4 protein-coding genes are annotated in these 2,284 nt (G+C 54.5%); all 4 read left to right on the plus strand.

Features of this window, described 5'->3' with window-relative positions:
• Positions 1–369, plus strand: a 369-nt coding sequence (locus tag HUJ17_RS10040) for a BamA/TamA family outer membrane protein (protein WP_290510562.1), incomplete at its 5' end; no start/stop codon positions are given.
• Between the two features lie 9 nt (positions 370–378).
• Positions 379–876: an OmpH family outer membrane protein gene (locus HUJ17_RS10045; protein WP_290510563.1), complete on the plus strand. Its 498-nt coding sequence runs from the start codon at positions 379–381 to the stop codon at positions 874–876.
• Entirely contained in the window at positions 876–1,886 is a 1,011-nt protein-coding gene (lpxD, locus tag HUJ17_RS10050) for a UDP-3-O-(3-hydroxymyristoyl)glucosamine N-acyltransferase (protein ID WP_290510564.1), read from the plus strand. Before HUJ17_RS10045 ends, lpxD begins: the two co-directional genes overlap by 1 nt.
• A 36-nt stretch (positions 1,887–1,922) precedes the next feature.
• The coding region (gene fabZ / locus HUJ17_RS10055) for a 3-hydroxyacyl-ACP dehydratase FabZ (RefSeq protein WP_290510565.1) at positions 1,923–2,284 on the plus strand (362 nt) is incomplete at its 3' end.

A 2,284-nucleotide genomic window follows, 5' to 3' on the forward strand; every position in this document is an offset into this window, starting at 1 on the left:
CGCTCCCTGGGGCCACGCTCTGAAGGGCTGGCGTTTTTCCTGAATGGCACTCGCGATCCGGATCCGGACCCCATTGGTGGCAACCTGCTTACCGAAGCCAGCCTGGAGCTGATCTTCCCGACACCGTTTGCGCCGGAATCCCGAAGCGTGCGAACCTTCCTGTTCGCCGATGCGGGCAATGTGTTTGAAACAGAACGTACTGATATTGTGGCCGATTTCGAAGCTACTGACTTGCGTACTTCCGTGGGGGTGGGGCTGACCTGGCTCACAGCGATTGGCCCCCTCAGTTTCAACCTCGCCAAGGCACTGAATGACCAGTCTGGTGATGACACGGAAGTTTTCCAATTTTCTCTGGGACAGACTTTTTAGGAGTTAATAATGATGAAAAAATGGATTGCTGCTTTTGTTGTAATGCTGCCGGCTTTGGCCATGGCTGAAGGTCGTGTCGGTGTGATCGACCCCATTGGTGCCCTACAGGCGGCTGATAATGTGAAATCGCGTATGAGCGCTCTGGAGAAAGAGCTGGGCGCCGATGAGCAGCGGCTCAACAGCCTGCGTCAGGAAGTTGGCAAGATGCAGGAAAAAATGCAGAAGGAAGGCATGACCATGTCTTCTGAGCAGCAGGAACAAATGCAGACCGAAGGTCAGCAGAAAATGATCGAAATCCAGAGTCTTCAGCGTAAATTGCAGAAGCGTGCCAACGATGCCCAGCGTGAACTGCTGCAGGAAATGGAACCCAAACTGCAAAGTGCAGTTGCTGAAGTTGCCAAGAAAGAGAATCTGGACCTGGTTGTCAGCGCTCAAGCGGTGATTTACACCAAGCCGGATCTGGATATCACCGAAGCGGTGACCAAACAACTGAACAAGATGAAGTAATGCTGACTCTCGGTGAACTGGCCCGGCAGCTGGATGCAGAACTGGTCGGAAACCCCGGTCAGCCAGTAGATGGTCTGGGTACGATCCAATCTGCCACGGGCAGCCAGCTGACCTTTCTGGCAAATCCGCGTTATCGCAGCTTCCTGGAGCAAACCCGGGCAGCGGCGGTGCTGATTCCTGAATCCCAGCGGGAGTTCTGCCCGGTGGCTGCGCTGATTGTGAAAGACCCTTACCTGTCTTTTGCCAGAGCCAGTGCCTTTTTCGAAACCGCACCGGTAGCGACGCCGGGTATTCACCCCTCCGCAGTAGTTGACGGGCAGGCTCAGGTTGCCGCGTCCGCGTCGGTCGGCCCCAATGCGGTGATCGATGCTGGAGTCACGGTGGGTGAGGGTGCTGTGATCATGGCCAATTCGGTGATTGGTGCCGGTTCGGTGATTGGAGAGCAGTGCAAGATCTGGCCAAATGTTACAATTTATCATGGTGTGACACTGGGTCCCCGAACTATCATACACGCCAATTGCGTAATTGGCGGTGATGGTTTTGGTTTCGCGTTCAATGGTGGTGGCTGGACCAAGCTGCATCAGGTCGGCGGTGTTATCATCGGCGCAGATGTGGAAATTGGTTCCGGTACTACTGTGGATCGGGGTGCCATTGAAGACACAGTGATCGGCGACGGTGTGATTCTGGATAATCAGATCCAGGTTGCCCATAACGTGGTGATCGGGAATCATACCGCTATCGCGGGTAAAGCCGGTATTGCCGGTTCTGCGAAAATCGGTGCTTACTGCCTGATCGGCGGAGCCGCCGGCATTGCCGGACACATTGAAGTATGTGACAAGGTGCAGATTCTGGCCATGTCACTGGTTTCCAGTTCCATCACTGAGCCTGGCACTTACGGCTCTGCGTTGCCTGTGGATACCCAGAGCCGCTATCGTCGGAATGTGGCTCGCTTCCGAAATCTTGATGATCTGGCTCGCCGCGTGCGCAAACTGGAACGTTCAAGCGATTAACGACCGCGTATTGCGGCACTTGCCTGTGTGGAACACATGATGATGGATATTCAGGCGGTCAGGGAATACCTGCCGCATCGTTACCCTTTTTTGCTGATTGACCGGGTTCTCGACGTGGAGCCCGGCAAACGCATCGAAGCGATCAAGAACGTGACCATCAATGAACCTTTCTTTAATGGTCATTTTCCCCACGAGCCGATCATGCCGGGTGTGCTGATCATTGAGGCTATGGCCCAGGCCGCCGGTATTCTTGGCTTTGTTACCGAAAACAAGAAACCTGGCGATGGGTACATCTATTTGCTGGTGGGTACTGACCGGGCGCGTTTCAAACGCAGAGTGGTGCCCGGTGATACTTTGCACCTTAGTGCCGAGTTCATCATGACCAAACGCAATATCCT

The sequence above is a fragment of the Alcanivorax sp. genome (assembly GCF_014762765.1).
Classification (GTDB): Bacteria; Pseudomonadota; Gammaproteobacteria; order Pseudomonadales; family Alcanivoracaceae; genus Alcanivorax.